The sequence below is a fragment of the Pseudomonas sp. JV245A genome, from assembly GCF_032424515.1.
Lineage (GTDB): Bacteria > Pseudomonadota > Gammaproteobacteria > Pseudomonadales > Pseudomonadaceae > Aquipseudomonas > Aquipseudomonas protegens.
This window is the reverse complement of the sequence record NZ_VYKE01000022.1, coordinates 1-22,850: the sequence shown is the minus strand read 5'-3', so window position 1 is coordinate 22,850 and position 22,850 is coordinate 1. Positions and strand designations below refer to the sequence as shown.

26 protein-coding genes are annotated in these 22,850 nt (G+C 60.9%); 10 read left to right on the top strand and 16 right to left on the bottom strand.

Features of this window, described 5'->3' with window-relative positions:
• Nucleotides 1-93: 93 nt before the first annotated feature.
• The 3 genes from F6S12_RS09350 to F6S12_RS09340 are packed head-to-tail and all read right to left on the bottom strand — an operon-like array spanning nt 94 to nt 2,373.
• Entirely contained in the window at nt 94-999 is a 906-nt protein-coding gene (locus F6S12_RS09350) for a 5'-nucleotidase (RefSeq protein WP_015636544.1), read from the bottom strand.
• 31 nt (nt 1,000-1,030) lie between these two features.
• On the bottom strand, nt 1,031-1,987 hold the full coding sequence (locus tag F6S12_RS09345) for a putative 2-dehydropantoate 2-reductase (protein ID WP_152686352.1): 957 nt from the start codon (nt 1,985-1,987) through the stop codon (nt 1,031-1,033).
• On the bottom strand, nt 1,987-2,373 hold the full coding sequence (locus F6S12_RS09340; RefSeq protein ID WP_011062545.1) for a thioredoxin family protein: 387 nt from the start codon (nt 2,371-2,373) through the stop codon (nt 1,987-1,989). The genes F6S12_RS09345 and F6S12_RS09340 overlap by 1 nt, the downstream gene beginning before the upstream one ends.
• On the opposite strand from F6S12_RS09340, the gene F6S12_RS09335 reads away from it, so the two are divergent.
• Both F6S12_RS09335 and F6S12_RS09330 read left to right on the top strand, forming a co-directional pair.
• Nucleotides 2,372-2,806 (top strand): PilZ domain-containing protein, encoded by a 435-nt coding sequence (locus F6S12_RS09335; protein WP_011062546.1) that lies wholly within the window; start codon nt 2,372-2,374, stop codon nt 2,804-2,806. The genes F6S12_RS09340 and F6S12_RS09335 overlap by 2 nt on opposite strands.
• Nucleotides 2,807-2,946: 140 nt before the next feature.
• Nucleotides 2,947-4,023 carry a 3-deoxy-7-phosphoheptulonate synthase gene (locus tag F6S12_RS09330; RefSeq protein WP_011062547.1) on the top strand — a complete coding sequence of 359 codons (1,077 nt, stop codon included), beginning with the start codon at nt 2,947-2,949 and terminating at the stop codon, nt 4,021-4,023.
• A gap of 60 nt (nt 4,024-4,083) precedes the next feature.
• On the opposite strand, the gene F6S12_RS09325 is transcribed toward F6S12_RS09330, so the two are convergent.
• On the bottom strand, nt 4,084-4,365 hold the full coding sequence (locus F6S12_RS09325; protein ID WP_011062548.1) for a GNAT family N-acetyltransferase: 282 nt from the start codon (nt 4,363-4,365) through the stop codon (nt 4,084-4,086).
• Between the two features lie 641 nt (nt 4,366-5,006).
• Here F6S12_RS09325 and oprI point away from each other — a divergent pair.
• Nucleotides 5,007-5,258: an outer membrane lipoprotei OprI gene (gene oprI / locus F6S12_RS09320; RefSeq protein WP_003448337.1), complete on the top strand. Its 252-nt coding sequence runs from the start codon at nt 5,007-5,009 to the stop codon at nt 5,256-5,258.
• Between the two features lie 126 nt (nt 5,259-5,384).
• On the opposite strand, the gene F6S12_RS09315 is transcribed toward oprI, so the two are convergent.
• The 3 genes from F6S12_RS09315 to F6S12_RS09305 form a co-directional block, all read right to left on the bottom strand.
• On the bottom strand, nt 5,385-6,359 hold the full coding sequence (locus F6S12_RS09315; protein ID WP_015636545.1) for a L,D-transpeptidase family protein: 975 nt from the start codon (nt 6,357-6,359) through the stop codon (nt 5,385-5,387).
• 133 nt (nt 6,360-6,492) lie between these two features.
• Complete coding sequence (locus F6S12_RS09310) at nt 6,493-6,786, bottom strand: hypothetical protein (protein ID WP_007931378.1); 294 nt, start codon at nt 6,784-6,786, stop codon at nt 6,493-6,495.
• A gap of 56 nt (nt 6,787-6,842) precedes the next feature.
• Entirely contained in the window at nt 6,843-7,448 is a 606-nt protein-coding gene (locus tag F6S12_RS09305) for an arylesterase (protein WP_019092884.1), read from the bottom strand.
• A 10-nt stretch (nt 7,449-7,458) separates the two neighbouring features.
• Here F6S12_RS09305 and F6S12_RS09300 point away from each other — a divergent pair, with 10 nt between their 5' ends.
• Together F6S12_RS09300 and F6S12_RS09295 are read left to right on the top strand one after the other, a co-directional pair.
• Complete coding sequence (locus tag F6S12_RS09300) at nt 7,459-8,142, top strand: ABC transporter ATP-binding protein (protein WP_011062551.1); 684 nt, start codon at nt 7,459-7,461, stop codon at nt 8,140-8,142.
• A complete protein-coding gene (locus F6S12_RS09295; protein WP_053159707.1) occupies nt 8,142-10,646 on the top strand; it encodes an ABC transporter permease in 2,505 nt (834 codons plus the stop codon). Before F6S12_RS09300 ends, F6S12_RS09295 begins: the two co-directional genes overlap by 1 nt.
• 33 nt (nt 10,647-10,679) lie before the next feature.
• Here the strand turns inward: F6S12_RS09295 and greB are convergent, their stop codons facing one another.
• Nucleotides 10,680-11,153, bottom strand: coding sequence for a transcription elongation factor GreB (greB, locus tag F6S12_RS09290; RefSeq protein WP_011062553.1), 474 nt, complete (start codon nt 11,151-11,153; stop codon nt 10,680-10,682).
• A 292-nt stretch (nt 11,154-11,445) separates the two neighbouring features.
• Between greB and F6S12_RS09285 the strand changes: the two genes are divergently transcribed.
• Nucleotides 11,446-12,075, top strand: a complete 630-nt coding sequence (locus tag F6S12_RS09285) for a response regulator transcription factor (RefSeq protein WP_011062554.1) — start codon at nt 11,446-11,448, stop codon at nt 12,073-12,075.
• 131 nt (nt 12,076-12,206) lie between these two features.
• Here the strand turns inward: F6S12_RS09285 and F6S12_RS09280 are convergent, their stop codons facing one another.
• From F6S12_RS09280 to F6S12_RS09270, 3 genes are all read right to left on the bottom strand, one after another.
• Nucleotides 12,207-12,527 (bottom strand): hypothetical protein, encoded by a 321-nt coding sequence (locus tag F6S12_RS09280; RefSeq protein WP_011062555.1) that lies wholly within the window; start codon nt 12,525-12,527, stop codon nt 12,207-12,209.
• A gap of 285 nt (nt 12,528-12,812) precedes the next feature.
• Nucleotides 12,813-13,247, bottom strand: coding sequence for a DoxX family protein (locus F6S12_RS09275; RefSeq protein WP_011062556.1), 435 nt, complete (start codon nt 13,245-13,247; stop codon nt 12,813-12,815).
• A gap of 103 nt (nt 13,248-13,350) precedes the next feature.
• A complete protein-coding gene (locus F6S12_RS09270) occupies nt 13,351-14,772 on the bottom strand; it encodes a transglycosylase SLT domain-containing protein (protein ID WP_053153112.1) in 1,422 nt (473 codons plus the stop codon).
• Between the two features lie 235 nt (nt 14,773-15,007).
• Between F6S12_RS09270 and F6S12_RS09265 the strand changes: the two genes are divergently transcribed.
• The 3 genes from F6S12_RS09265 to F6S12_RS09255 all read left to right on the top strand — a co-directional run bounded on the left by F6S12_RS09265 (nt 15,008) and on the right by F6S12_RS09255 (nt 17,863).
• Nucleotides 15,008-15,814: a TatD family hydrolase gene (locus F6S12_RS09265; RefSeq protein WP_015636549.1), complete on the top strand. Its 807-nt coding sequence runs from the start codon at nt 15,008-15,010 to the stop codon at nt 15,812-15,814.
• 85 nt (nt 15,815-15,899) lie between these two features.
• The gene (locus tag F6S12_RS09260) at nt 15,900-17,381 is read left to right on the top strand and encodes a methyl-accepting chemotaxis protein (RefSeq protein ID WP_015636550.1); all 1,482 of its coding nucleotides are present in this window, start codon (nt 15,900-15,902) and stop codon (nt 17,379-17,381) included.
• A gap of 119 nt (nt 17,382-17,500) precedes the next feature.
• Nucleotides 17,501-17,863 carry a hypothetical protein gene (locus F6S12_RS09255; RefSeq protein WP_015636551.1) on the top strand — a complete coding sequence of 121 codons (363 nt, stop codon included), beginning with the start codon at nt 17,501-17,503 and terminating at the stop codon, nt 17,861-17,863.
• 4 nt (nt 17,864-17,867) lie between these two features.
• Here the strand turns inward: F6S12_RS09255 and F6S12_RS09250 are convergent, their stop codons facing one another.
• The 3 genes from F6S12_RS09250 to F6S12_RS09240 all read right to left on the bottom strand — a co-directional run bounded on the left by F6S12_RS09250 (nt 17,868) and on the right by F6S12_RS09240 (nt 19,964).
• Nucleotides 17,868-18,665: an acyl-CoA thioesterase gene (locus tag F6S12_RS09250; protein ID WP_011062561.1), complete on the bottom strand. Its 798-nt coding sequence runs from the start codon at nt 18,663-18,665 to the stop codon at nt 17,868-17,870.
• A 109-nt stretch (nt 18,666-18,774) separates the two neighbouring features.
• Nucleotides 18,775-19,542, bottom strand: a complete 768-nt coding sequence (locus F6S12_RS09245) for a CHAD domain-containing protein (RefSeq protein WP_011062562.1) — start codon at nt 19,540-19,542, stop codon at nt 18,775-18,777.
• A gap of 143 nt (nt 19,543-19,685) precedes the next feature.
• The gene (locus F6S12_RS09240) at nt 19,686-19,964 is read right to left on the bottom strand and encodes a hypothetical protein (protein WP_011062563.1); all 279 of its coding nucleotides are present in this window, start codon (nt 19,962-19,964) and stop codon (nt 19,686-19,688) included.
• A 219-nt stretch (nt 19,965-20,183) separates the two neighbouring features.
• Between F6S12_RS09240 and F6S12_RS09235 the strand changes: the two genes are divergently transcribed.
• Nucleotides 20,184-21,218, top strand: coding sequence for a patatin-like phospholipase family protein (locus tag F6S12_RS09235; RefSeq protein WP_011062564.1), 1,035 nt, complete (start codon nt 20,184-20,186; stop codon nt 21,216-21,218).
• A 15-nt stretch (nt 21,219-21,233) separates the two neighbouring features.
• On the opposite strand, the gene F6S12_RS09230 is transcribed toward F6S12_RS09235, so the two are convergent.
• Both F6S12_RS09230 and F6S12_RS09225 read right to left on the bottom strand, forming a co-directional pair.
• Nucleotides 21,234-21,929, bottom strand: coding sequence for a response regulator (locus F6S12_RS09230; RefSeq protein ID WP_011062565.1), 696 nt, complete (start codon nt 21,927-21,929; stop codon nt 21,234-21,236).
• A 101-nt stretch (nt 21,930-22,030) separates the two neighbouring features.
• On the bottom strand, nt 22,031-22,850 hold an 820-nt coding region (locus F6S12_RS09225), incomplete at its 5' end, for a sensor histidine kinase (RefSeq protein ID WP_315868855.1).

Here is a 22,850-nt window from a genome sequence, read left to right as displayed (position 1 = left end):
GACCTCCTCAACTGCCAAGATGGCGGAGATTGATTCAGCTTAGCAGTGCCTGGAACTGTGGGAGGTCCGAGGAAAAACCACGGATTTTAGGACTCAAGCCTTGGTTTCGTTGCTCACGCCGTGCGGCACGTGACCGGTGGCGACCACTTCGCGAGCCAGCTCGCAGTGACCGGCCTGGTCGTCGAAGAACACGTCGGCTGCAAAGGCTTCGAGGAAGGCGGCTTTTTCCAGCCCGCCAAGGAACAGCGATTCGTCCAGGCGGATGTTCCACTCGCGCAAAGTGCGGATTACCCGCTCATGGGCCGGCGCGGAACGGGCTGTCACCAAGGCGGTACGGATCGGACTGGCCTCATCGGAAAACTCTCCCTGCAGCAGGTTGAGTGCCGCCAGGAACCCCTTGAACGGCCCGCCCGGCAACGGTTCTCGTGCCGACTGCCGCTCACTGGCCTGGAATGCCTCCAGGCCGCCGGACTGGTAGATACGCTCCGAGTCATCGGAAAACAGCACCGCATCACCGTCGAACGCGATGCGCAGTTCGCCATTTTCAGCGCGCCGGGTGCCGCCGGACAGAATGGTTGCCGCAGCAAAGCCGGCCTCTAGTGCACTGCGCACATCATCGGCATGGGTGGAGAGAAACAGGTCGCTGCCAAAGGCCGCCAGATAGGGATAAGGGCTGCGCCCGCCGACGAAGGCTGCTCGGGAAATGCCCAGGCCGTAGTGCTCGATCGAGTTGAACACACGCAACCCGGTGTCGGCACTGTTGCGCGAGACCAGCACCACTTCGACCCGGGCTCGGCCCAGGCTGGCATTGAGGCTGAGGAGTTTCTTGACCAGAGGGAAGGCATCACCGGGCTCGAGGACTTCCTCTTCATGTTCGATCTGGTACTGCCGATAGGCCTCGACCCCCTGGGCCAGATAGACCTTGTGGCTGTCGCCCAGGTCGAACAGCGCCCGCGACGAGATCGCCACCACCAGCTTGCCATCCAGGCCCTTTGCCATATTTCATCCCCTTAAAGGTAATAAGCCCAACTCAGGCGTGGTGCCGGTCGATGAAACTCAAGGCCTGGTACAACGCCTGGATCTTCGGCAGCTCACAACCTGCGGCCCGCGCTGCCGCCAAGGGTGCAGCATAGATAGCTGCCAGCTCCAGAGGACGCTGGTGCAGGAAATCATGGTACATGCTGGGCCAGTAATCCGGCATGTGCTCGGTGGACTTGAACAGTTGCTGCGCATAGGCCGCGGGGATGAGATGCCCGCAAGCCGCCGCCCCCTGCAGCACTTCCTGCATCAGGTCCTGGATCAGCTCGCGGCTGGCGGGGTCGGCCATCAGTGGCGTAGTACTGGCTCGGAGCAGAACCGACAGGCCGTTATACGGGACATTCCACACCAGCTTCTGCCAGCGCGCCTGCTGCAGGTTGCCCATGGCCTGGGAATCGAGCCCCGCCTCGCGAAACAGCGCGGCGCCCTCCTCGACAATCGCCTGGCTCAGGGTCGCATCGGCACTGGCCGGGCCACTGTGGTAACCCAGGTTTACCGCGCCAAGCGCCTGGTGCTCGATCTGCCCGGGCCCGGCGCGGTGCACACAGATAAAGCACAAGCCGCCCAGAAGATGCAGCGAATCGGGAAGCACCGCGCGCAGGTCGTCTTCGACATCCAGCCCATTCTGCAGCACCAGAACCTTGGCATCGGTGGCCGCGGCCTGAATGATCGCCGGCGCCAGATCAAGGTTGCTGGTGGTCTTGGCGCCCACCAGCAGCCAGTCGCAAGGCGGCATCTGTTCGGCATTGGCGTAGGCCTGCGCCGGCTTCAACGTCAGCTTGCCGTGCTGGCTGCTGTTGACTTGCAGCCCATGCTCGAGCACTGCCGGATATTCGCTGCGCAATAAAAAGTGCACGTCGAAACCGGCACGTGCCAGCATCACCCCGTAAAAACCTCCGATCGCTCCGGTCCCGATAATGCCTACACGCGGTTTACGGCCTGCACCCATCAAGGCAACTCCTCTGGTATTCGATTAAGCGCCTGACGCAGGCTCTCGCTGAGATCCTGCTGCGTCAGGCGCGACTGTAGCGCTCCATGAAACTCACCGTCGCGGACCACGAACAAAGCCGGCAAGTGGAACACCTGATAGCGCTGAACCGCACCGCCATTATCGCCCGCATCGACCCAGCAAAGACGGTCGATGGGTAGCTCCAACTCCGGCAACCGCGCCCGGGCCCAACGGCAACTGGAACAGCCGACACTGGTGAAAACAACCAGGGAAACGCCGCCCAGGCCCAGTAATTGCTGGTCGATATCGAAATCGGTCAGTTCCAATTCGAGCACTATACTGGGGGAAACAATGTCAAATGGACGACACTCGGAGTCTGCGGTCATGGGACGTTTTCTGCCTCATCCTGATGATGTTCCGGTTGAACTGACCTTGCGCAAGCACGCCTGTATTTCACGCCAGCGGTTGCACACTATCAGCCTCGGTGGCATGGCGTGCAATTACCACCGTGCCTGGCGCCGCGGTACCGCGCTGGAGGTGTACATGCCAACGCTGGGGGATAACGCCCGTTACAACGGCTATGTCGCCTGGTGCCTGAAACGCAAGCGTGGCTACCTGGTGGGCATCGCTTTCGTCGACGAACAAACGCTGTTCGGCGCGCGCATGGGTGAGCAGGTGTGCCAGATCGCCCGCTACTGTCGCCTGCATGAACCTCAGAGCGAACAGCAATGCATTGAGGCGCTGGCGCTGGATTGGGTCGAGCAGCATGCAGAAGACTATTCCGAAGACCGTGTGCACCAGGCTTTTGTGCAGCCATAGCCCAATAAAACCGCCACCTGCCCATTGTAGAGTCACCGGCTAACGCGCTAAGGTTCCGCTCCCCGACGCGCTCAAATCCGCTGTGCTCCGCCGCGCGGGGATCGCTGGCGGCCGGCACCCGTGACCTGACGAGTAACACGATGGCTGATTTACCGATCAACGACCTTAACGTCGCCTCCAACGAGACCCTGATCACCCCTGATCAACTCAAACGAGACATCCCGCTGAGCGACACCGCCTTGCGCACCGTGACCAAGGGTCGCGAAGTGATCCGCAATATCCTCGACGGCACTGATCACCGCCTGTTCATCGTCATTGGGCCCTGCTCGATCCACGACATCAAGGCAGCCCACGAATACGCCGAGCGGCTCAAGGCACTGGCGGCTGAAGTCTCCGACACCCTGTACCTGGTGATGCGCGTTTATTTCGAGAAACCGCGGACCACCGTCGGCTGGAAAGGCCTGATCAACGACCCTTACCTGGACGACTCGTTCAAGATCCAGGACGGCCTGCACATTGGTCGCCAATTGCTGCTGGACCTGGCTGAAATGGGCCTGCCTACTGCCACTGAAGCCCTGGACCCGATCTCCCCGCAATACTTGCAGGACCTGATCAGCTGGTCGGCCATTGGCGCACGTACCACCGAATCCCAGACTCACCGCGAAATGGCTTCGGGCCTGTCCTCGGCCGTGGGCTTCAAGAACGGCACCGACGGTGGCCTGACTGTGGCAATCAACGCCTTGCAGTCGGTTTCCAGCCCTCACCGTTTCCTGGGGATCAACCCCCAGGGCGGCGTGTCGATCGTCACCACCAAAGGCAACGCCTACGGCCACGTGGTACTGCGCGGCGGCAACGGCAAGCCCAACTATGACTCGGTCAGCGTCGCCGTCTGCGAGCAGGCCCTGAGCAAGGCCAAGATCAAGCCGAACATCATGATCGACTGCAGCCACGCCAACTCCAACAAGGACCCGGCACTGCAGCCGCTGGTCATGGAAAACGTGGCTAACCAGATCCTCGAGGGCAACCAGTCGATCATCGGCCTGATGGTGGAAAGTCACTTGAACTGGGGTTGCCAGGCGATTCCGAAGAACCTGTCGGAACTGCAGTACGGCGTATCGATCACCGATGCCTGCATCGACTGGGAAAGTACCGAGAAGACCCTGCGCGGCATGCACGCCAAGCTCAAGGACGTCTTGCCGAAACGCGATCGCAGCTGATCCTTTCCTGCAGACACAAAAACGCCGGGCCAAGCCCGGCGTTTTTCATGGTCGCCCCGGTCAGAGCTTTGCTGCGTGACGCTGATGACGCTCCATATAGCGCTCTACGTACGAGCAGGACGGAATCACTGTGTAGCCCATGCGTTCGGCGTACTCCAGCGCCTGCTCGGTCAACGCCGCGGCAATACCGCGCCCACGCAGTGCGTTGGGCACGAAAGTGCGATAGATATCCAGGGTCTGCTTACCCAGGTCCATATAGGTCAGGTAGGCACGATGACCGTCCACATTGGTCTCGAACTGATGACCAGCCTGGTCATGGTGGATGGACAACGCCTCGCTCATCACTACTCCTTGCGGGTCTGGAATGCTGACCCCTACCTTACCGATGTTTTTCCGGCGAAGGAACAACTTACGCCACCTCGTGCCTGTCGGCCGCCCGTAGAAGCTCTCGCTCTTGCGCCATCAGCACGTTACAAAATATAGGCGCCATTGGCACAAATGCTCAAGCCACACTCGTCACAGATCGGCGCAAAACCTTGTTGAGGCTGAGTACGAACCTTAGTCGGGATCGATACCTAAACGTCTTGAGACGGTACATCGCCGGATGCTGAAACATAAGACGAGCGACGCCTCTTAAAGTCACCCACAAGATGCTTAAACATAGGTTCAGGGCTGAACAAATTCTGAAGAAAAGTGCAGTCGACACAATATAGACCGACTTTAGCCTAGGCTCTGAAACAGCGCCCGGAAACTCCGATAACGATGCTGGCAAACAAGCAGCATTCGGCCCCGGAGCTTCGCCGCTGAATATTTTTTATACAACCCGCTAAAAAGTTGCTCGAAAAAGAAACAGCGCCTAGAATTTTTTTTGCTTCTTGCGCTACGTCAGTTTACTTACTACAAGTAATGGGTAGTATGTACGCCGGCTATTTCCTCACTCTGAGGTGATAGCTACTAATAGAAAGTCCTTGAAGGGGAACACGATGAACAACGTTCTGAAATTCTCTGCTCTGGCTCTGGCCGCAGTTCTGGCTACCGGTTGCAGCAGCGTATCCAAAGAAACCGAAGCTCGTCTGACTGCTACCGAAGACGCAGCAGCTCGTGCTCAGGCTCGTGCAGACGAAGCCTATCGTAAAGCTGATGAAGCTCTGGCTGCTGCTCAAAAAGCACAACAGACTGCTGACGAAGCTAACGAGCGCGCTCTGCGTATGCTGGAAAAAGCTAGCCGCAAGTAATAGTCCCTCGGGATTGTTATCGAGCCGATCCATTTTTTGGATCGGCTTTTTTATTGCCCGGAGTTCTTCACCGGCAATAAAAAACCCGCCGCTACCAGCAGGTATCGGCGGGTTGCACTTAAGCGCTTACTGCTGCAAATCGTAGGTCGCGTTGGACATTGTTGTCACAGGCGCTGTCGTCGGCACGGCGATCTCCACCGGCAAGCCATCTTCGGCTGCCACTACATCCCGCACCACATCCCAGTTCATGCGCAGGTTGTTAGCCAGGTCCTCACGCTTGAGCAAGGCATTGATCACTGCGGTGTGCTTGTCGACCACCGAAGGATTGCCTTTGTCATCCAACGGCGTATGAGCTTCCAGGTAGACTTTCCCGCCGCTGATACCGAACTTGTACGGATCGTTGATGATGCGCACCGAAGTTCCCACCGGCACCATGCCGGCCATTTCCAGCACGTTGTTGTTGAGCATGCGGAAACAACCGTGGCTGGTGCGCATGCCGATACCGAACTTCTTGTTCGAACCGTGAATCAGGTAACCCGGCGTGCCAAGGGTGAACTTGAATGGCCCCAAGGGGTTGTCCGGCCCGGCCGGTACCACGTTCGGCAAGGGGTCACCGTCGGCGGCATGCTCGGCCTTGATCGACGCCGGGGGCGTCCAGGTCGGATTCGGGGTTTTCGCGGTAATGCTGGTGTGCGCGATCGGTGACCCCCAGCCTTCACGACCAATACCCAGCGGGAAGGTGTAGACCACGTTCCGACCCTTGGGGTAGTAGTACAGTCGATACTCGGCCAGGTTGATCACGATGCCTTCGCGCGGCCCGGGCGGCAGAATGAAACGCGTAGGCAGGATCACCTCGGTGCCCGCCCCCGGCAGCCAGGGATCGACCCCCGGGTTGGCCGCGACCATTTCCAGGTAACCCAGGTCGTAGGTCGTGCCCAGGTCGGCGAAGGTATCCTCGTACTTGGCCTTGATCACCTGTACCTGGCCGACGATGTCTTCACCCGGCGGCGGTAGAGGCAATTCCAATGCGGCAACAGGACCGGCCACACACAAGGCGGCGAGTGTCAGGCAGCGGGTGACGACAGGGAGGCGGGGCAACATCCGGATAATCCTTCGCATGAACAACGAATGAAAGAAACACGATTGTACACCCCGCCCTCCGGCTACGGGAGCCAGGCCGGGAGACAAGCGCAGACACATGAATTCCCTGTCGAAACGGCCTGCTGGCGACCGCCTACAACTCGAAACGCAGCTCAGGCCAGATTGGCGGAGTGCCACGTTTTTGCGACTCCAGAATCGCCCGGCACAACGGGCAGAGTCGCTGGTCCTGGAAAATCGTCCGATCCACGCTCGACCAGCGCGGTTGCGCGGGCAACAAAGTGCCGCACAAGGTGCGGTCGGCAGAGCCGCCCAACTCCAGTTGACGCGTCACCAGATGCACCCGAACTTCCTGGCAGGCGAACAGGTCAAGCTGCTCATCAGGCTCGATCAGTTGATAGGCAAACAGGGACCAGGCGGGACGCGGCATCGGGGGCTCCAAATCGGGGGCGCCACATTAGCCGAAACACTGTCACTAGAAAAGCGTCAAAGCAGCGGTTTTAGCGTCGGCCAGACATTTTCCAGCAACTTGCCCTGGGCCGCTGCCGCAGGGTGCAGACCGTCTGCCTGCATCAGTTCGGGATGCCCCCCGACCCCGTCAAGAAAAAACGGCACCAAGGCCACCTTTTTCTCGCTGGCCAACTGGCTGTAGACCTGGGAAAAGGCCTGGGTATAGCGCACGCCATAGTTGGGCGGCAATTGCATGCCCAAAAGCAGCACCTTGGCACCCTGGGCCTGGGAGCTGTCGATCATCGAAGCAAGATTTTGTTGCAATTGCCGGGGCGGCTGGCCGCGCAAGCCATCGTTACCCCCCAACTCGAGAATCACCACTTCAGGCTTATGCTCTGCAAGCAGCGCCGGCAGCCGCGCCTGGCCCCCGGCACTGGTGTCACCACTGACCGAGGCATTGACTACCCTGTCGTTAAAACCCTGGTCCTTGAGCCTCTTTTCCAGCAGGGCTACCCAGCCCTGACGGGTATCCAGGCCGAAAGCCGCACTGATACTATCGCCAACGATCAGGACCGTACCCGCCGCTGCGTTCTGGGCCATGCACATCAAGGCCAGGCCGGCACTCAAAAACCATACACGCATCGGATTCTCCATGGGCGCAAGCATTCTCACTGCGCGGAACCTTAGCAAAGTGGTTCCCAGCGCGGAAGGTGAACTGACCATCCTGCATGAACTCAGCCTCGAGCTGAACCAGGGCGACAGCCTGGCCATCGTCGGCGCCTCCGGCTCCGGCAAATCGACCCTGCTGGGCTTGCTGGCGGGGCTCGACCTGCCCAGCAGCGGCGAAGTCACCCTCGCCGGCCAGGCCCTGAGCCAGCTGGACGAGGATCAGCGGGCCCGTATCCGGGCCGAGCATGTAGGGTTTGTCTTTCAGTCCTTCCAATTGCTCGACAGCCTCAATGCCCTGGAAAACGTCATGCTGCCCCTGGAGCTGGACGGCCGTCGCGATGCCCGCGAGCGGGCCACCGAACTGCTGCAGCGGGTTGGCCTTGGCCAGCGCCTTAGCCACTCGCCACGCCAGCTTTCCGGTGGCGAACAACAGCGGGTTGCCATTGCCCGGGCCTTCGCTGCCGAACCCGATGTGCTGTTTGCCGATGAACCCACCGGCAACCTCGACAGCCATACCGGTGAACGCATCAGCGACCTGCTGTTCGAACTCAACAAGGAAAGCGGCACCACCCTGGTGCTGGTGACCCATGATGAACGCCTGGCCCATCGTTGCCGGCGCCTGATCCGTCTTGAAGCGGGCCTGCTGGTCGCCCCTCTGGAGCCCTGATGGCACGTCTGCCGCTGCCGCGCCTGTTCAGCCTCGCTGTCCGCCAACTGTTGCGCGATGCCCGTGCCGGAGAGTTGCGGGTACTGTTCTTCGCCTTGCTGGTAGCGGTTGCGGCCAGCACGGCCATCGGCTACTTCGGTGCACGCTTGAACGGCGCCATGCTGTTGCGCGCCACCGAGTTCCTCGGCGCCGATCTGCTGCTTGAAGGCAGTTCCCCAGCACGCCCGGAACAGCTCGACAGCGGCCTGAAACTGGGGCTGGATCATGCGCGGATAGTCGAGTTCTCCAGCGTCATTGCCACCGACAATGCGATCCAGCTCTCCAGCATCAAGGCCGTCGACGAAGCCTACCCCCTGAGGGGGCAGCTCAAGAGTGCCCCAGCCCCCTATGGGGTCGAGGAGCCCGGCGGCGGTCCCGCGCCCGGAGACGCCTGGGTCGAACCGCGCTTGCTGACTGCGCTGGACCTCAAGATCGGCGACAGCATCGACGTCGGCATGAAAACCTTGCGCCTGGCCAGGGTACTGACCTACGAGCCTGACCGGGCCGGCAACTTCTACAGCCTGACGCCCCGGGTCCTGATCAACCTGCAAGATCTGCAAGCCACCGGCGTGGTCCAGCCTGGCAGCCGGGTCAGCTTCAAGGAACTGTGGCGCGGTCCGGCTCCGGCGCTTGAGGCCTATCGTCAACAGATCAAGCCGGCGCTGGCCGCCAACCAGCGGCTGCAGGATGCCCGCGATGGCAACCAGCAGATCGGTGGAGCCCTGGGCAAGGCCGAACGTTATCTGAACATGGCCAGCCTGGTAGCGGTGCTGCTGTCAGGGGTTGCAGTAGCCTTGTCAGCCAATCGCTTCGCCGCGCGACGCTTTGATGCCAGCGCCCTGCTTCGCTGCCTGGGCCTCTCACGCCGGGAAACCATGCTGCTGTTCAGCGTACAGCTGGGCGTTCTGGGTCTGCTGGCCAGCCTCAGTGGGGCGTTGCTGGGATGGCTGGCCCAGCTCGGCCTGTTTTACCTGCTACATGACCTGCTGCCCAACGACGTACCACCCGGAGGATTGCTACCCGCCATCGCCGGCATCGGTACCGGGCTGGTGGCCCTGGCCGGATTCGCCTTACCGCCCCTGGCTGCGCTGGGACGGGTGCCGCCGCTGCGCGTACTGCGGCGCGACCTGCTGCCAATCCCCTCCAGCACCTGGATGATCTACGGCGCCGCTCTGTTGGCCCTGGGCCTGATCATGTGGCGCTTGAGCCTGGACCTGGTGCTCACCTTCGCCCTGCTGGGCGGTGGCCTGCTGGCGGCACTGGTATTGGGTGGCTTGTTGCTGCTGCTGTTGCAAAGCCTGCGGCGCCTGCTGGCCCGCGCCGCCCTGCCCTGGCGCCTGGGCCTGGGCCAGTTGCTGCGTCACCCCCTGGCTGCGGCCGGGCAATCCCTGGCTTTCGGCCTGATTCTGTTGTCCATGGCGCTGATTGCCCTGCTGCGGGGCGAACTGCTGGACACCTGGCAAAACCAATTGCCGAAAAATGCCCCCAACTACTTCGCACTGAACATTCTGCCGGCGGAAAAACAGGCCTTCAGCGAGCGCCTGGTGCAGCTCTCCGCCCCTTCGGCGCCCTTGTACCCCGTGGTTCCGGGGCGCCTGGTGAGCATCAATGGCGAGCCGGTAAGGGAGATCGTCAGCAAGGATTCCAGCGGTGATCGGGCCATACAACGCGATCTGAGCCTGACCTGGGCCGCCGATCTGCCCAGCGGCAACAGCATTATCGAGGGCAGTTGGTGGTCAGCCCAGCCAGATGACGGGTTGCCCGGCGTCTCGGTCGAGGCCAAGGTGGCGCAGAGCCTGAAGCTTAAGCTGGGTGATCACCTGACCTTCACGGTCGCCGGCGCCAACCGGGAGGCCCGGGTCACCAGCCTGCGCAGCATCAACTGGGACAACTTCCAGCCAAACTTCTTCATGATCTTCCAACCGGGCACCTTGAAGGATCTGCCCGCCACCTACTTGACCAGCTTCTACCTGAGCCCTGGGCACGATCAGCAGATTGTCGAGCTGTCCCGGGCCTTCCCGGCAGTGACCATCCTTCAGGTCGAAGCCCTGCTGGAACAACTGCGCAGCATCCTGGCCCAGGTCACCCTGGCGGTGGAGTATGTGTTGCTGTTTGTCCTGGCGGCAGGGATGGCAGTGCTGTTTTCCGGGCTCCAGGCCACCCTGGACGAACGCATTCGCCAGGGGGCGCTGCTGCGTGCCCTCGGGGCCGAGCGGCAACTGCTGGTGAAAGCCAGGCGGATCGAGTTCGGCCTGCTGGGAGCAGTCAGCGGCCTGCTGGCGGCACTGGGGTGCGAACTGGTCAGCCTGGTGCTCTACCGGTTCGCTTTCGATCTGCCCTGGCACCCGCATCCATGGCTGTTACTGTTGCCTCTGGTGGGGGCGCTGCTAGTAGGCGGGGCGGGAGTTTTCGGTACCCGTCGAGCATTGAACGCCAGCCCGCTGAATGTATTGCGCGAAGGTTGAAAGCCCAAGGCTCGCCTGCCCAGGTCGGCGAGCCTACTTCACATAATCGATCTGGTTGATCCACCAGCAGGTTTCACCTGCCGGGGTGTGGACAACGGCCTCGTCACCCACTTCCTTCTTCAGTAACGCCCTGGCCATGGGCGAGTCGATGGAGATGTAGTCCTTGCGCAGGTAGATCTCGTCGTAACCGACGATACGAAAGCGCTTGATCTCGGCCGCCTCGTTTTCGACTTCGACCCAAGCACCAAAGAACACCCGCCCCTCCTGTTCCGGCGCGTAGGAAACCACCTTCATGTCTTCCAGGCGCTTGCGTATGTAGCGCACCCGACGATCGATTTCCCGCAGAAGCTTCTTGTTGTACTGATAGTCCGCATTCTCGCTGCGATCGCCCAGCGAGGCCGCCCAGGTGACCTTCTGCGTGATATCCGGGCGCTTCTCCCGCCATAAATAGTCCAGCTCTTGTTTCAGAGCGTCGTAACCATCCTGTGTGATGAGCTTGGTACTCAATTGGCTAATCAGCCTCCAGCCTTATGCATGCTGCGCATTAGTTGTATGAGCCGACAAAGCCGGCACGTCATGAGCGGCATCTGCCACCGATCTATGGACATCACTATCAGATTTGTCCGATTTAGATTTCAGAGAGGTCAGCCAATCATAGGGCCAAACAGCCGAGCCGTACGGCCCAGGGCATAGGTTCGACAAGAGCGTCGGCAATCGGCACGCCACACTGCTTGATACCCATTCCCCACAGAGCTGGCCAATAACTACCAACACCTCAAAAACAAAGGGAAAGTACCACATGGGCAACATCATTATCGTCGATGACCATCCACTGATCAGACTGGCCATCAGGTCGGTACTGGATCCTCATCATCACAATATCGTCGCCGAAGCCGACAACGGTGCCGATGCCGTGCAACTGGTGCGCAAGCACCTGCCGGACCTGCTGATCCTCGACCTGGGCATCCCCAACCTGGATGGTTTCTCGGTCATCGCGCACATCAAGTCCGCCGGGCTGCACGTCAAGACCCTGGTACTGACCTCAAGTGATTCGAAAAACTTCGCCCTGCGCTGCCTGCAAGCCGGAGCCGCAGGCTTTCTGTGCAAGACCGAGAACCTTCACGAATTGGCCAATGCGGTAAAGGCCATCCTTTCCGGGTACAGCTACTTTCCGGAAGACACCATTAATATCCTGCAGCAGAACACCAACGCCGCCAACCAGGAGAGTGTGTTGATTTCCCGCCTGACCGACCGCGAAATAACAGTGCTGAAACTGCTGGCTACCGGTCTGAACAACCAGCAGATTGCCGATGCGCTGTTGATCAGTCACAAGACCGTCAGCACCTACAAAGTGCGGTTACTCAAGCGTTTCAATGTTTCCAACCTGGTGGCCTTGGCCGAATTGGCCAAACGCAATGCCGTTGTTTGATCATCAAGCCATTAATCGCCACCAAATGACGGACAACCGCCACGACTGAAGACGTTCCAGTCGGTTTCTGTTCAATGGAATTCCGATCTGTACAAGGCGCAGTTCAGCAGCCGTGATGCACTACCGGCGGGTCAACTGCTGAACTGGCGGCGGATGATCAACCCCTGGCGAGCGACGCGGGTCAGTTGCTTGATGACTTCAGCAGCATCCGCTGCACTGGGTGCCGGAATGACCGCCAGATCGAAGCTGTCGCTGGCAAAGCGTGCCAGGGACTCACCTTCTTCGACAAATTGAATCAGAAATGCCGCTGGGCCCGGGGAACGTCGTGGCCAACCGTCGAGATAACGCAATAGTGTGGGCTGGTGCTTGCCACCCAGGAGGATTTTCGGATTGCGCTGGGAAAGACTCGCCGTGATCGGCGCAAGACGTACAAGGGGGCGTGGTGCATTCATCGTATTGTGTCTCTGCCTCAGATTTCTGCCGGGCAGGTGAGAGGCAACACCGAACCAGCGCTTTAGCGGTATTTCGAAGCCTGACTATAGCTTCTATCAGTGATCTTTCGACTCACCTGGCGCCCCGCAAGTAGCTGTTTAAATCGGCGCATGAGCAGCATCCTAGAGAAGCCGACAGGTCAGTGTCAAGATTTGTCAGCTACGAAAAAGGCCTGCATTCGCAGGCCTGGGATAACTTTGCCGACGGCTGATCCAGAGCCTCTGGAACACCGCCCGCGCATCGACTTACTTGGCGATTGCCGCATCCAGAGACAGCTTGCCGGCCCCCTCAATCAGAACTGCGACAGTGCCGCCAAGCAGTGCCAGAGCGAACTCATAACCGTTGTTGGCCATGAACAGGCCATGGCTGATATGCACCGAGAAAATCGCCACCAGCAAGGTAAACGACAGGCCCAATGCAGCGGGACGCGCCAGCAGGCCAATGATCAATGCCAGACCGGCAAAGAACTCGGTCCCCCCCGATAACAACGCCATCAAATAGCCGGGAGCCAGACCGATACTCTCCATCCACTGCGCCGTTCCCGCCAGACCGCCACCACCAAACCAGCCAAAGAGTTTCTGCGAGCCGTGCGCCACGAAGATGATGCCGACGAAGATCCGCAGTACGGTCAAGCCGTAGCCCGCGCGAGTGCCCAGTAGCTTGTTGGTCAGTGTGCTCATGCTGTGTAGTCCTGTGTGAAGGTAGGAAAGTTGGTCGCCATACTAATCAGTTTTAATCATGTTAAAAGCGGAAATTACCCAAGCTAATAATCGATTTTTTAGATTATTTACGTGACGCAACTTTTCGCTCCGGAGGCTCCAGGGAGTCTCGTTCACGATCAAAGGCCAGATAGTATTTGTTGACGCTATTAACATAGCTGACGGCCCCCATGCCCACTTGCTCCATGGCGATGCGCTCCACCTGAAAGAACCACTGGTTGGGGTTGAGCCCCCGCCGCCGGGCTTCACTGCGCATACCCTGCACCCGCTCCGGCCCCATGTTGTAGGCCGCCAGCACAAATGCCATGCGCTCGCGCTCATTGAGTTTGGGGCTGGCAAAAAATTTACGGCGAATCATCGCCAGGTACTTGGCCCCTGCCTGCACATTGCTATCTACGGACTGAATATTGTTGACCCCGACCCGCTGCGCTGCCGAAGGCGTGATCTGCATCAGCCCGGTAGGGCCGCTGCCGCTTCTGGAAGGGGGTTGCAACGCTGACTCCTTGAACGCCAGCGCCGCCAGGTTCAGCCAGTCCATGCCCTGTTCGCCGGCATGCTTCTGCAAAACCGGACGCAGTTTTTCCAGACGCTGACGGTCGGCCCGGGCCAGGGGATAGTGCACCTGATACTGGCGTCGGTAGATACGCAGGAACGCCACATCCTGATCCACCGGCGCCTTATAGGTCTTGAGGAAGCGGTCGATACTCGCCCGCAGCATCGACGCATCGCGCCGGACAAACCAGTGTTCTTCACCCGGCTCACTGATCTTCAACTGCCTGTCCAAACGCAATTTGGGCAGGATCTTGCTCCAGCGTTCGGCAATCGGCTGCTCGACAACCGTCAGGTGAAAAATGCCGCCCTGGACCATTTCCAGCACATCCTCCACCGCCAGGCTGGGGTCGACCCACTCCACCTTGATCGGCGCCAGCTTGTGCAGGGCCAGCTTCTGATTGATCTGGCTGACCGCGTCCCCCGCCGCACTACCGGTAGTCAGGGTCAGGGTCTTGCCGGACAGCTGTTCGATCCGTGTATAACGGCGCTCACCCTTGATCCCGATCAGCAGCAGGGGAACATTACTGACGATCGGGTCGCTGGAGCTGACCGCATTTCCGGGCTGGGCTTCCAGCAGCTCACCAGGCGCCACCAGGTCGCCCTCGCCCCGCTGCAATGCACCCAGCAATTGATCCTTGGCTTTGGGAATGATCTTCAGGCTGATTTCCTGGCCGTCGCGAGCATGGCCATTGAGGTACTGCTCGAACGAGCGCAGGCGGTGGTACTCGACACCTATGGCCTGGCCCTGGACTTCTCCGGAGCTATTGCGGCTCTGATTGACCAGCACCCGGAGTACCCGGCTGCTGCGGATTTCCGCCAGGTCGCGCACTTTTCCCGTGGCGTGTGCTTCCAGTGGCCCGGGCAAGCGCGCCAGCGCCGGCGAGGGCAGCAGCAATGACAGGCACAGCGCGAGCAATATCGAGGATCGGGTCATCCGTTCTCCGCAAAGAATACTGTTCAACCCTTCGTCGCTTTTTGAAGAATTGATTGCCAGAAACAGAGCGCCTTGAGCGCTGGCAAGCTGCGAAAGACCCGTGCAATGGCGCTGAAGAACGTGGCCGTTGCTCTGGTCCGGCAGCAAAAGACAGCTATAACTCGTTGTAGTTCTTGGTTTTTCTTATAAATCTACAGCTCTGATATGCTTTCCGGCCGCAGGCGGAGATAGCACCATGCAACTCATCGATATCGGCGTCAACCTGACCAATCCCAGTTTTGCCGAAAAACACCAAGCCGTTCTCAATCGTGCTTATGAGGCTGGGGTGTGCCAGTTGGTCCTCACCGGAACCAGCGTCGAAGGCAGTGAACAGGCCCTGGAGTTGTGCCAGAAACTGGACGCCGACGGGCAGAGACTGTTTGCCACCGCCGGGCTGCATCCCCACAGCGCCAGCGACTGGAATGCCGACAGCCCGCGACGCTTGCGCGCTCTACTTGGAGAGCCACGGGTACGCGCCGTGGGCGAATGTGGCCTGGACTTCAACCGGGACTTCTCTCCCCGCCCGCAACAGGAAAAAGTCCTGGAAGAACACCTGGCCCTGGCTGTCGAGTTGCAGTTGCCAGTGTTTCTCCACGAACGTGACGCCAACCAGCGCTTGCTGGACATCCTGCGGGATTTCCGTGATCGCTTGCCGGCTGCTGTAGTCCACTGCTTTACCGGTGAACAAAAGGCCCTGTTCAGCTACCTCGATTTGGACCTGCACATCGGCATCACTGGCTGGATCTGCGACGAACGCCGCGGCACCCACCTGCACCCGCTGGTACGCGACATCCCCCGCGGGCGCCTGATGCTGGAAAGTGATGCCCCCTATCTGCTACCCCGCAGCTTGCGGCCAAAGCCGAAAAATGGTCGTAACGAACCAGCCTATCTGACCGAGGTTTTACGAGAAGTTGCATTGCACCGCGGTGAAACCCTGGAAGACCTTGCAAGCCACAGTACCGCCTGCTCTCGGGCGTTTTTTCGCTTGCCAGAGATTGCTTGACCCACATCAAGATTTTTCCGAGATCATGGCGGCACAATAATGGCACCTTGCCAATACTGTTTCGCTCAATCAGAGAAGACCTTCCATGGGTGCCTGGCTTAGCAATATCTCGCTGAAGTACAAATTCTGGGCGGTCAATGCAGTCGCCTTCGTCACCACCTTGTTATTGGTGCTGTACGCCGTGCAACTGGAGCAACAGGCTCGCAGCCAGACAGCCCAGGCTGCCGCCCAGGCCGAGGCGAGGCTGCTCGGCGCCTGGCCCGTCGGACAGACGCTGCCCAGCGCCGAACACCTGCTGTATTTCTCCCGGGGGCAGACACCCAGCCTCAACGAGCAGACTCTCAGCGAACTCAACGGCGCCAACGGCTGGGTCGAGCTCAACCCGATGCCGCTGTTCGGTGAAAATCCGCTACTGGGCGCTGACGTGATCCAGCGCGCCGACGGCCAGCAGGTCGCCGTACTGGCCTATGCCCCGAGCCTGGCCCAGGTCTTCAGCGATCGTTTCACCAATTACGCCGTCGCAGTGTTCATCCTGATGTTCGCCATGCTCTGCGCCTCGCAGTTGCTGATCCGTTTCCTCCTCAGCCAACTCAACACCCTCAAGGACGTCATGCTGCACGTGGAGAAGACCGGCGACCTGTCTGCTCGCGTGCCGCTGTCCTGCAAGGACGAGGTGGGTCAAATGGCCAGTGCCTTCAATGCCATGCAGGCCGGATACCAGCGGGTAGTCAATACCGTGGCCAATACCGCCCGGCAGCTGGACCAGGGCGCCGCACGCCTGGCCTCGAGCATGAACGATGTACGCCACGGCATGCTCGGCCAGCAGAGCGAAACCGATCAGGCCGCCACGGCCATCAACGAGATGTCCGCCACCGTCTATCACATCGCCCAGCATGCCGGTGCCACCCGGGACCTGTCGCAGACCGCCGACACCCTGGCCGGTACCGGCCATGAAGTGGTGGGCCGGGTGCAGAAATCCATCGCCGGGCTTTCCAATGGCGTGCAGCAGACCGCCGAGATGATTCAGAAGCTCGCCGAGGACAGCCAGAAGATCAATGGCGTGGTCAACGTTATCCACAGCATCGCCGAGCAGACCAACCTGCTGGCACTCAATGCCGCCATCGAAGCCGCTCGAGCAGGGGAAATGGGCCGCGGTTTTGCCGTGGTAGCGGATGAAGTGCGCAACCTGGCCAAGCGTGTGCAGACCTCCACCGACGAGATCACCAGCATGGTCTCGGCCCTGCAGGCCGGCACCCGGGATGCTGTGGATTTCATGCAGGAAAGCTCGTTCAAGGCCGATGACTGCGTGCAACAGGCCCAGGAAGCCGGCGCGGCACTGGCGGAAATCACCGGCGCCGTAGCCCAGATGCGCGAAAGCAACACGCAGATCGCTGTCGCAGCGGAACAGCAGAGCCAGGTAGCGGAAGAAATGAACCGGGCGGTGGTGAGCATTCGCGATGTCACCGAGAACACCGTGCAACAGACCGTTGCCTCGGCCACCACCAGCAGTGAACTGGCGACCCTGGCCGGTGAGTTGAGCAAAGCCATAGGCCAGCTGAAACTCTGATCCGAGTGCCTCTACCCCCCTCTACTGGCTATCGGACCGATAGCCAGCCTTGATTCGCCGCCATCCCAACTGGCCCCTATCCTTGGTTCATGAGTCTTCAAGAACTAAGGATGATCATCATGGGCAAACGTCACCCCAACCTCCCCGCCTGGCAATGGCGCGTCTACCCGCAGAATCACCAGCACCCTGCCAATCTGGTATTGCACCTGATTGCCGTACCGCTATTCATCATCGGCTTTCTGCTGATTGTTTCGGGCGTGTTTTCCTTGAGCTTCCTGAGCCTGGCCATCGGTGTGGTCGGCATCCTCGCAGCCCTGGGCCTGCAGCGCCACGGACACAGCCTGGAGGTCCAGGCCGCCGAGCCCTTCAGTGATCGCAAGGATGCCGTGCAACGGCTGCTGGTGGAACAGTTCGTGACCTTTCCACGCTTTGTCCTGAGCGGTGCCTGGTGGCGTGCCTGGTTGCAGCGCCACCGGCACTGATGGCTCAGGCGAAGATGGTCACCGTCTGGCGGCTCAGGGCGATCAATTGGCCCTCAGCATTCCACAAGGCCGCTGCCGCATGCCCGTAGCCGTCACGCGCGTGTTCGATTTCCACCCGGTACTTGCACCAGTCCAGAGTGCTCAGTTCCAGCAACGGCTGGACGAACTCGATGGTCCAGGTCAGGGTGCTGCCCGCAGCGGGCTTGGTCAGGTGCGGCAACAGCGCCGGCGGCCAGGCATCCACCAGCGCCAGGATATGCGCCTCGGTGACCGGCTCTTCCTTCACATCCCCACGCAAGCGCACCCAACCGCCCATGTCGCGGGAACGATTGCCGGTGAATGGCAGGCCACCGATGCTCCAGCGCATTGCCAGATGACGCATGAACTCCGGCGTCACGCCCTGGATATAAGGCAGCTCCTGGCAGTCATCCCAGTGTTTCATTTCGGGCGCTGGTTCGGCGGCCACACTGACGGACGATTCACGGGAAGCGCCAAAACTGCCCTGCACCAGAGTCACCACCTGACCCTCCTGCATGACCCGCCCCAGTACCTGGCTGACGGCCTTGCCTTCGCGCAGCACATCCACCTCGAAACTGACCGGCACATCTGGCGCCACCGGGCCGACAAAGGTGACCGCCAGCGACCGCACGGGGCGGTCCGCCGCAACCTTGGCCCGCATCGCTTCATACTGCAGAGCAACCACCAGGCCACCGAAACTGGCGCGCCCCTGTGCCCATTCCGCCGGAATGGTCAGCGCCTGGGGCTGGCCGCGAACGGCTTCGAGCAAATCGTAGAAACGCATGAAAACCTCGGGGGACAAAAAATAGACTGAGGGATCTTAACCAGCGTCGCAGAGCCACACAGCCATTATTCCGGCCAAAGCAGCGGACAGATAAGCCGCCCTTTGGCCTTCACCGCTTGAAGCAATCGCGATGCAGTTGCTCCAGCACCTGATCGGAGCGGGCCTCGGCCTTGAGCATGGTTCTGCGCCAGACCGCCACACAGGGCAGTAAATCCAGTTGCTGTTCGGCCTGGGCCAGCCATTGCCAGCAATCATGCCAATCGCCCAGGGCGCTTTGAGCCGCCTTGAGGCGCTTCATCGCCTGGGAGGGCAAGCGATCCAGCTCGGGATAGGCATCGGCGGCGTAACGCACCCGCTTGATCAGCAGACGCAGGCGATGACGGTCGTGGGCAGGGTCCAGCAGCGCCTGGCCCAAGGCTTTCCACTGCTTGGCCAGGCGTTTTTCGATACTGCCGCGCAGGCCCCGCAGCAAACCTTGGCGCTCAGAGGCCCGGAGGAACCTGGGGAAGGCATCCAGCACCAGAAACAACTGCGCCAATTCCGCCCCCGCGGCCACTGCCGAGTACTCATGCAACAGTTGTGAGGTACGACGGTCGGCAGCAGCATGCTGGCCATGCTGATGCAGATAGGCCGCCAATACTTCACGATCACGAATCGGCGTGGTCACCCGCCCCACTTCGCTGGCCGCGGCTTCCAGTTGCTCCACTCCGGGCAGGCCACGCAACGGGCGCAACAGGCTGCGCAAGCGTCGCACGCTGATGCGCAGATCATGCAAGGCCTCGGCATCCGTGGCGGCCGACAAGCGGGCCTGACAAGCCAGCAAACTCACTTCCAGGCCCAGAACCTGAGCCACCAAACGATCAACCAAGGCAGACATCAAGGCTTCCCCAACACGAGTCAAAAGCCTGACTTCGGCTTATCCAGTTCCAAGAATGGCACCGCGAACCGGCGACAGGCATTGCGCCAGATCATTCAGGTTCGCGGTGATGATTGTCGGACCAGCTTAGCGGCTGTCGCGGCTCAGCGCCCGGCCCGGGATTCACGAATGTAGAAACGCGCCTTCTCGGCCTTGTTGGTGCAGCCTTCGAAGGCTTCGAACTGCTGCTGGGTCTTGGCGCCGGTCAGCAGCGACAACGCCTTGGAGTAACTCACGGTGCCAGCGAAACCTTCGGCCTTGGCCAGGTCCAGCTCGTGCCAGGCAGCGTCCAGCTGCGTGCCGCAACTGTCACGGTAGGCAGTCTTGCCTGCACAACCGGTCAATACCAACGCAATCAGGGGCAGGCAGATCCAGGCTTTCATCGATGACACCTCAAGATAGGGAAAACAGTCGTACAGGTTAAGACGATGGCCGCAGGAAAAAGTGCCAGTCCCACCCCTTGGAAAATATAGCTGCAGGAGCATAGCCTCGCGGCCCCGGCGGCCCTAGAAAAAAACTCACAGGCCCCGCAGCGCATCAGCAATTGAACCACGAGGCGCTATGGGTGCATTGTTGCAGCCTGTTTGTCGAAGGGACGAATCATGAGCAAACGTGTCGCATTGGTCCTTGGGTCGGGGGGCGCTCGCGGTTACGCCCATATCGGCGTCATCGAGGAAATCGAAAAACGCGGTTATGACATCGCCTGCATTGCCGGCTGCTCGATGGGCGCGGTGGTCGGCGGCATCTACGCCGCAGGTAAGCTCGCCGAGTACCGGGAATGGATCGAAAGCCTGGACTACCTCGACGTGCTGCGCCTGGTGGACGTGAGCTTTCGGCTGGGGGCGATTCGCGGCGAGAAAGTCTTCGGCCAGATCCGCAAGATCGTCGGCGAAGTGAACATCGAAGACCTGCGCATCCCCTATACCGCCGTCGCCACCGACCTGACCAACCAGCAGGAAATCTGGTTCCAGGAAGGCTGCCTGCATCAGGCCATGCGTGCTTCCGCCGCGATCCCCAGCCTGTTCACCCCGGTCATGCAGGGCAACCGCATGCTGGTGGACGGCGGCCTGCTCAACCCGCTGCCCATCGTTCCGGTGGTTTCCAGCCACTGCGACCTGATCATTGCGGTGAACCTCAACTCCACCAACCAGCGCCACTACCAGTTACCGGTGATCCAGCGCCCACCCGCGTTCAAGAGCCGCTTTGACAGCCTGATCAACTCCCTGGGCTCACACCTGCCGTTTCGCCGCAAGCAGGCCGAACAACTGCTACTGCTCGAGCAGGAAGCCTTCAAGAGCGAAGCCGCGGAGATCAATCCATGGGTCGAGGGCGCCGAACCGGAAGCCCAGCAACCGGCCGCCGCGCCGCAAACCGACGGCGCGCCGAAATCCGCCAGCGGCTCCTTCATCATCGACAACGTCGGCCCGGCGTCATTGCTGGACCTGGTCAACCAGAGCTTCGAGGTCATGCAGACCTCCCTGGCGCAGTACAAGATCGCCGGTTACCCGCCCGATATCCTCATCAACGTGCCCAAGCGCGTCTGCCGTTTCTTCGAGTTCTACAAGGCGCCGGAGCTGATCGCCCTGGGCCGTGAGATTGCCAGCGATACCCTGGACCGCTACGAGCAGGACCAGTAGCGAAAGGCCGCAAACTCAGGAATCGGCGCCCAGCAGGCGGTAGCCGACCCCCGCCTCGGTGACGATGAAGCGTGGCCGGGTCGGATCGTCCGCCAGCTTCTGGCGCAAGTGCCCGACCACGATCCGCAGGTAATGACTGTCCTCGGTGTGGGTCGGGCCCCAGATGTCCTTGAGCAGTTGCTGCTGGGTAATCACCCGCCCCGGGTGCCGCGCCAGCTGGGCCAGCACCGCATATTCCTTGCGGGTCAGGGCCACTTCGACACCGTCCAGCAGCACCCGCCGATAAGCCAGGTCGACCGTCAGCGGCCCCACTTGCAACGCCGCCTCCTGCACTTCCCCGCTCGGCGCCTGGCGCAACAGGGCGCGAATCCGCGCCAGGAACTCCTGGATACCGAAAGGCTTGGTCACATAGTCGTTGGCACCACCATCCAGCGCCTCGACCTTCTGCAACTCGCTGGCACGCACCGAAAGCACCAGCACCGGCACCGCCGACCACTCGCGAAACTCGCGCAGCACCTGCTGCCCATCCATGTCCGGCAGCCCCAAATCAAGTACCAGCAGGTCCGGCTTGTTCAAGGCGGCCTGGGCCAGGCCTTCGGTGCCGGTCCCGGCTTCAATCACTTTGTATCCCTGGGACGCCAGGCTGATGCGCAGGAACTTGCGAATCTGCGGCTCGTCGTCGATGACCAGGATGGTCGCGGTCTGGCTCATGGTTTCAGTTCAAGACAAATTAAGAGGCAAAAGCGTAGCGCAAGGCATGCCGCATCCGTGTGGCGCTGACGCGGCAAGGCCGCAGCGCGTTCTACAGGTATTCACAGGTCGGACTCAAGCTCCGGCTGGGTCTGCAACGGCAGGTGCAAGGTGATGCATGTCCCCTTGCCGCCAATGCCCTCGGCGACACTGATATGCCCGCCATGGGCGCCGACCATGCCCTGGCAGATCGCCAGGCCCAGGCCGGTGCCTTGCCCGCCGCGGTCGCCACGGGCAGCGGTGTAGAACATGTCGAAGATCTTTGCCCGCTCATCCTCGGGAATCCCCGGGCCCTCATCACTGACGGCGAAGCTCAATTCCTGCTCGCTGGCACTGACTTTCAACTGCAGATGGCCCTGGGGTGGCGAGAAGCGGGCAGCATTCTCCAGCACATTGACCAGCGCCTGCTCGATCAGCGCCGCATGAACGTAGAGCAAGGGCAAGTCCGCTGGCAGTTCGGTGGCCACTTGCAACGGCGCCAGCACCGCCCGCAGGCGGTTCAGGGCACTGCCGACGATATCCCCCGGCGCGACCCAGTCCCGGGCCAGCTTCAGGGCCCCATGGCCGAGCCGGGTCATGTCCAGCAGGTTCTGTATATAGCGGTCCAGGCGCTCGGCCTCATCCCGCGTGCCCTCCAGCAGCTCTCGCCGATCTTCCAGGGGGATCGCTTCCCCCAGGGCCAGCAGGCTGTCGATACTGCCGCGCATTGAGGTCAGCGGTGTGCGCAGGTCATGGGATACCGAAGCCAGCAAGGCGCTGCGCAACTGTTCGGTCTCCCCGTGCAGCCTCGCCGCTTCCAGGTCCTCGGCCAGCCGCGCCCGTGCCAGGGCCTGGGCCAGTGGCTGGCTGAGCGCAGTGAGCAGGCGCCGGCGCTGGCCGCTG